Origin of the sequence: Methylobacterium indicum (assembly GCF_001043895.1) — a bacterium.
GTDB lineage: Bacteria > Pseudomonadota > Alphaproteobacteria > Rhizobiales > Beijerinckiaceae > Methylobacterium > Methylobacterium indicum.
This window is the reverse complement of the sequence record NZ_JTHF01000013.1, coordinates 20,512-27,174: the sequence shown is the minus strand read 5'-3', so window position 1 is coordinate 27,174 and position 6,663 is coordinate 20,512. Positions and strand designations below refer to the sequence as shown.

General features: G+C 58.8%; 5 protein-coding genes. 3 read left to right on the top strand and 2 right to left on the bottom strand.

The window, feature by feature from the left end; translation table 11 throughout:
• Window positions 1–261: 261 nt before the first annotated feature.
• Complete coding sequence (locus QR78_RS01825) at window positions 262–1,749, top strand: replicative DNA helicase (protein ID WP_048425776.1); 1,488 nt, start codon at window positions 262–264, stop codon at window positions 1,747–1,749.
• 77 nt (window positions 1,750–1,826) lie between these two features.
• On the opposite strand, the gene QR78_RS33770 is transcribed toward QR78_RS01825, so the two are convergent.
• On the bottom strand, window positions 1,827–2,981 hold the full coding sequence (locus tag QR78_RS33770) for a hypothetical protein (RefSeq protein ID WP_125901049.1): 1,155 nt from the start codon (window positions 2,979–2,981) through the stop codon (window positions 1,827–1,829).
• Complete coding sequence (locus QR78_RS33765; protein WP_125901051.1) at window positions 2,981–3,784, bottom strand: hypothetical protein; 804 nt, start codon at window positions 3,782–3,784, stop codon at window positions 2,981–2,983. Before QR78_RS33765 ends, QR78_RS33770 begins: the two co-directional genes overlap by 1 nt.
• A gap of 233 nt (window positions 3,785–4,017) precedes the next feature.
• On the opposite strand from QR78_RS33765, the gene alr reads away from it, so the two are divergent.
• Together alr and QR78_RS01815 are read left to right on the top strand one after the other, a co-directional pair.
• Window positions 4,018–5,115, top strand: a complete 1,098-nt coding sequence (gene alr / locus QR78_RS01820; RefSeq protein WP_048425775.1) for an alanine racemase — start codon at window positions 4,018–4,020, stop codon at window positions 5,113–5,115.
• A gap of 225 nt (window positions 5,116–5,340) precedes the next feature.
• Window positions 5,341–6,591 (top strand): acyl-CoA dehydrogenase family protein, encoded by a 1,251-nt coding sequence (locus tag QR78_RS01815; RefSeq protein WP_048425774.1) that lies wholly within the window; start codon window positions 5,341–5,343, stop codon window positions 6,589–6,591.
• Window positions 6,592–6,663 lie beyond the last annotated feature (72 nt).

Here is a 6,663-nt window from a genome sequence, read left to right as displayed (position 1 = left end):
CTCCCGCCCACGGGCGGGAGAACCGGGACAGCGGGGACAAGCCCGGCCCTCGGGCTTGACTTGTTCCCACTTTGTTCCAGCATGGCGGGGTCCGCGACGCGAGTCGCGGGCCCCGCCTTCGTTTCGGGAGCCGGCAACGGTTCTCCGGGCAAGGCGCGGTTCAGCAAGGTTTGGTCAAGGATGCCGGTGCGATGGTCGCCGCAGCGGCTATGATCTGACACTCGGACCCCGCGTCACCCCTCTCGCCCGGAGCCCCGCCGGATGGCCATCCCCAGCACCCTGACGGCGAACCTCGAGCCGGTGCAGCAGGAATACCGCGTCGCCCCCCACAACATCGACGCCGAGCAGGCGCTCCTCGGCGCGATCCTGGTCAACAACGACGCGTTCTACCGGGTCTCGGACTTCCTGCTCCCCGAGCACTTCATGGAGGAGGTGCACCGGCGGATCTACGAGGTGTCGATCACGCTGATCAAGGCCGGCAAGCTCGCGAGCCCGATCACCCTCAAGACCTATCTGGGCGACGCCGACCTCGGCGGCCTCACCGTCGGCCAGTACCTCGCGCGCCTCGCCGCCGAGGCCTCGACGGTCATCAATTCCGAGCATTACGGCCGGACGATCTACGACCTGGCGCTCCGCCGCCGGCTCATCACCATCGGCGAGGACCTGGTCAACGGCGCCTACGAGGCCCCGGTCGAGACCTCGCCGCGCGAGCAGATCGAGGCGACCGAGCGCCGGCTCTACGAGCTCGCCGAGACCGGCAAGTACGACGGCGGCTTCCAAAAATTCTCCGACGCCCTGACGGCGGCGGTCGACATGGCGGCCAAGGCCTACCAGCGCGAAGGCCGCCTCTCGGGCATCGCCACCGGCCTGTCCGACCTCGACGCCAAGATGGGCGGCCTGCAGGCCTCGGACCTGATCATCCTGGCCGGGCGCCCCGGCATGGGCAAGACCTCGCTCGCCACCAACATCGCGTTCAACATCGCCAAGGCCTATGTCGGCGAGAAGCAGCCGGACGGATCGATCGCGACCAAGAACGGCGGCATCGTCGGCTTCTTCTCCCTCGAAATGTCGGCCGAGCAGCTCGCGACCCGCATCATCGCCGAGCAATCGGGCGTCGCCTCCTACAAGATCCGCCGCGGCGACATCCGGCCCGAGGAGTTCTACAAGATCACCGACGCCGCCCGGGACATGCAGACGATTCCGTTCTACATCGACCAGACCGGCGGGATCTCCATCGCCCAGCTCGCGGCGCGGGCCCGCCGGCTCAAGCGCCAGCGCGGCCTCGACCTGCTCGTCGTCGACTACCTCCAGCTCCTGTCGGGCTCGTCCAAGAAGGGCGACAACCGGGTGCAGGAGATGACCGAGATCACCACCGGCATGAAGGCCCTGGCCAAGGAACTGGCGGTGCCGATCATCGCCTTGTCGCAGCTCTCGCGCCAGGTCGAGGCCCGCGACGACAAGCGGCCTCAGCTCTCGGACCTGCGCGAATCGGGCTCGATCGAGCAGGACGCCGACGTGGTGATGTTCGTGTTCCGCGAGGAATACTACGTGAAGAACAAGAAGCCGCGCGAGGGCACGGAAGAGTTCTTCACCTGGGAGGCCGAGATGAACCGCGTCTACGGCAAGGCCGAGGTGATCCTGGGCAAGCAGCGCCACGGCCCCACCGGCATGGTCGAGCTGCAATTCGACGCCGAGATCACCCGGTTCTCGAACCTCGCCCAGACCGACCGGCTGCCTGACACCTTATAATATCGCCGCTTTCTAGGAGGTAAAAAGCAAGCAGCATGGATGATTAATCCATGCTGCTTTGGGTAATTTTTATTTTTTTATACGTCAAGTGCCTCACGAATTTCGGCTCGGCCGGTTTCCGTGAACCGAAATTCCATATTTTTGAATTTGCTTAGTATTACCCCGTTCAGGTGCCGGTACTTTCCTAGGTGCATCGCGGCGTACCAAACCAAAGCACCGCGTTGCATGGGAAAAATTGTTGAAAAAAATTTAACTAAAAACTTTGCCATATATAAATCTCTGTTATTTATTTTATCTTTGTTTCCAAATGTTTTTTTCAACTCTTTTATAGATTGATTTGCAAATTTTGCTTTATCAAAATCATATTCTTTTGACAAAGCAAAATTTAAATGAGGATAATCAATTAAATATTTCATAAATAAAACTAGTCTCTCTTCTTGTCTTGGTGATTTTCTTATTTGGGCTACTAGTTGCGAAAGCCGTACGCGTTCCTGCCGCGGCACCTCTTTAATGTCTGATAGAATATCATTATCTAATGTAGGAACTGAACTAAAATCTTCATTCTGCAAGCACGGATCAAATTGATCATTAATAAGCTGTATGATCGAGGCTGTTTTTACGGCATCATATGATGAATCGCTCAACGCTTTTACATCAATTTGGATTTTACCATCTTCAATCCAAGCGCTTATATTTAGCTTATTAGCTATTATATGATTTGCTGCCTTCCAATCTGGGGCGAGTGCGATCAGTACGTCCCAAAACGCAGATCTCAACACCGACCCTTCATGATAAAAAGAAGCTGCAGACTCTCCTATGGTATCTCTCAAATGTTGACGCATTTTTGCGCGAGCGTACTTTTTATATTGAGGCGTGCCTGAGATTTCTGCGATTTGCTGCAATATGGCAGGATTGTTTTCGTATTTGTTCATCAATGGTACGATTTTTGATTGAACGTCTCCAAGCTCGCTTATTATAATTTTGGACTCGCTTCTGAAAACAAAAATCAAACTATCTGTATCTATATGATTTTCACTATCAAATTTTATAAGATCAGATTGAATGATGCCATCTAATTTTCTATATTTTGAGACTTTATTTGTGAATACATCAGGTATCTGTATGAAATAATCGTTCGGATTTGCTCTGAGTGAGAAGACGGGAAGACAGAAACCATCCCCTCCCTGATAAGGGATGAATCCGAATAAATTGTGTTTTTGAGATGATTTCATTATATAATCCCCTTTATCTTGTAAAAATCCTTTACTGACGCCTCAACCAGACTATGATAATGCTCTGGATGCTTTCCTGGCACGAAATCATACGTCAATATGTCAACGCCCTTGGCATGCAGGCTGCTCAACCAAGGAGCCTTTTTGTCATCGCCCCAATGTGTATGCGGCACAACCAGAGCCAGAAGATTGTTTTCGATTTTTATGTCTTCCGAAAATATAATCTCAATGCTGTGAATTCTATCATCCGGCTCATTTCTACCAAATGACGTAATCAGATGCAAATAGGCTCGGGCATGATGTTCCCAAGCTTCTGCTGTCGTTTCTACCGAGAAGCTCGCGGGGAATCTTCCATCAATGTAGCGTATGGCATCCCCAAATGTTGCACTAATAAGCTTATTTGGGCGCGATATGTCTTTCTCCAGCAAAAAATCTTCTATATCCATCTCGTCCGTTAGGATGTGTGAATACAGCCTTTTTGCAAACGCACCCGTATCGAAAGCGAAAATCGCCTTTGCCTTATTTATTAATTCTGCTTTAAATATGAAACAAAATGGGCATGCCGCTTCTAATTTTACGATGTCTTTATCATTCAACCTGTATGCCGGCTTTCCATAAAATAAGTAAGCCACAGATTGGTCGAAGACAAAGTCTTTGTCTACCTTAATTACTCCGCATTCTACTATATCATCGGCGCCTATACCCCTGGTAATATGTGTTAATGGTAGAATTCTAGAATCGGATGGAGAATGTTTGTCTACCCACGCTCGAAAGCCTTTCCGTCCCCCGATAAATTTTGCCATTTTACTCACCGCAGAGGTTTTGTGAGTACGAACTATATCATCGCGAGAGTTGCTGCCAGCACATTTAGATCTTGGGGCGAAAAACATAGTCGATTTTGTAATCAGAGATATATCATAGATAAACAAAATACAATTTTTGTAAAAATATATATATGATATTTTAAAAAATATTGCAACAAGAAGATTTTTATGTATTTATTGACAATGATCTTGAGGCGACCTAAAAAATCGGCATGACGAGCGCGAATCCTCTCGGCCATGGCGGCCGCCTGACCATCGACCTGTCGGCCCTGCGGGCGAACTGGCGCCGCCTCGCGCAAGAGGCTCAATGCCCCGAGACCGCCGCGGTCATAAAGGCCGATGCCTATGGGTGCGGGATCGCCCGGGCCGCGCCCGCCCTGTGGGCCGAGGGCTGCCGCACCTTCTTCGTCGCGCACCTGTCCGAGGGCTTGAGCGCACGGGCCGCCCTGCCCGAGGCCGCGATCTACGTGCTGAACGGCTTTCCGCCGGGCAGCGCACCGGCCTACCGGGAGGCCGGCCTGCGCCCCGTGCTCGGCTCGCGCGAGGAAGTGGCCGAGTGGGCGGGTGCGAACCGCGCCGAGGGCACGATCCGCCCGGCGGCGCTCCACGTCGATACCGGCATGAACCGCCTCGGCCTGTCGGTGCCGGAGGGTCTGGCCCTCGCCGGCGACCCGGTCGTGGCGCAAGCCGGTATCGATCTCCTGATGAGCCACCTCGTCAGCGCCGAGGTCGAGCACGATCCCCTCACCGACCATCAGGCCGCCGAGTTCGCCCGGGTGCGCGCCGCCTATCCGGGGATCCGGGCCTCGTTGGCCAATTCCTCCGGCGATTTCCTGGCCTCCTGCCGCACCGACCTGGCGCGTCCGGGCTACGCCCTCTACGGCGGCAATCCGCGGCCGGGGCGCGACAACCCGATGCGGCCGGTGGTGCGGCTCGAGGCCGGCATCCTCCAGGTCCGCGAGGTCGCCTCCGGCGACACCGCCGGCTACAACGCCCGCTGGACCGCCCCGGGACCGCGGCGCCTCGCCACCCTGTCGCTGGGCTACGCCGACGGCTATCCGCGCGCCTCGACCGGCCGCGGCGAGGCGGTGGTCGGCGGCGTGCGCTGCCCCTTCGTCGGCAACGTCTCGATGGACCTGATCATCCTCGACGTCACCGAGGCGCCCGCCGACGCCGTGCGCCGGGGTGCACCCGCGACGCTGATCGGCGACGGGCTCGACCTCGACACGGTAGGGCTCCATGCCGGCACGATCGGCTACGAGATCCTGACCGGGCTCGGGCGGCGCTATGCGCGGGTCTACCGGGACTGACATTCTCCGGGCCATCCCGGGGCTCGCCGAGCGGACACGGGATGCCGTCGAGGGTATGAGCCACCTCGAGCGGGACGGGGGCACCTTCGAAACTCCGGTACGGCTTCGCTGCGGCCCAGGCATTCCGCCTCTTTCGAAAAGGCGGTTTTGCTCGCGCCCGGTTGGCGCTAGGCTCCCGCCCGGGAATGCCGGGGCCGAAGACCCCGGCGACGGGAGGTTTCGCGCATGGACTTCACCCTCTCCGAGCGGCAGCGCCACTGGCGCGACCGGGTCCGGGCCTTCATGGACGAGCACGTCCGTCCGGCGGTGCCGACCTACAAGGCCGAGATGGAGGCCTTCGGCGCCGATCGCTGGCAGCCGGTGCCGGTGATCGAGCGGCTGAAGCCCAAGGCCCGCGAGGCCGGGCTGTGGAACCTCTTCCTGCCGCCCTCGGCCGAGCACGACGACGGCGATTTCCGCGGCGCTGGCCTCACCAACCTCGATTACGCGCTCTGCGCCGAGGAGATGGGCCGGATCCAGTGGGCCTCCGAGGTGTTCAACTGCTCGGCGCCGGATACCGGCAACATGGAGGTGCTGCACCGCTACGGCACCAAGGCGCAGAAAGAACGCTGGCTCATCCCCCTCATGGCCGGCGAGATCCGCTCGGCCTTCCTGATGACCGAGCCGGACGTGGCCTCGTCGGACGCCACCAACATCGAGACCAAGATCCGCCGCGATGGCGACCATTACGTGATCAGCGGCCGCAAATGGTGGTCCTCGGGCGTCGGCGATCCGCGCTGCGCCGTCGCCATCGTGATGGGCAAGACCGACACCAGCGCCCCCCTGCACCAGCAGCAATCGCAGATCCTGGTGCCCCTCGACACCCCCGGGATCGAGGTGGTGCGGATGCTGCCGGTCTTCGGCTACGACGACGCGCCGCACGGCCATGCCGAGGTGATCCTCAACGACGTCCGGGTGCCGGCCGAGAATCTTTTGCTCGGCGAGGGCCGCGGTTTCGAGATCGCGCAGGGGCGCCTCGGCCCGGGGCGCATCCACCATTGCATGCGCACCATCGGCGTCGCCGAGGAGGCGCTGGAGAAGATGGCCAAGCGCCTGCTGACCCGCGTCGCCTTCGGCAAGCGCATCGCCGACCATTCGGTCTGGGAGCAGCGCATCGGCGAGGCCCGCACCGACATCGAGATGACCCGCCTGCTCTGCCTCAAGGCGGCGGACATGATGGACAAGGTCGGCAACAAGGGCGCCAAGCTCGAGATCGCGATGATCAAGGTCGCGGCCCCCCGCATGGCGCTGAAGATCATCGACGACGCGATCCAGGCCCATGGTGGCGCGGGCGTCAGCAGCGATGCCGGCCTCGCCTATTCCTATGCCCGCATCCGCACGCTGCGCCTCGCCGACGGGCCGGACGAGGTCCATAACCGCTCGATCGCCCGGCTGGAGCTGGCGCAATACGGCAACCGCGAGCGCCCGAAGGCGTAGCGGAAGATCGTCCGCGCGGAGGCCGCGTTCGGGAGAACGGGCTCCCCGCAGGGGCGGTAAAAAAGCACGACG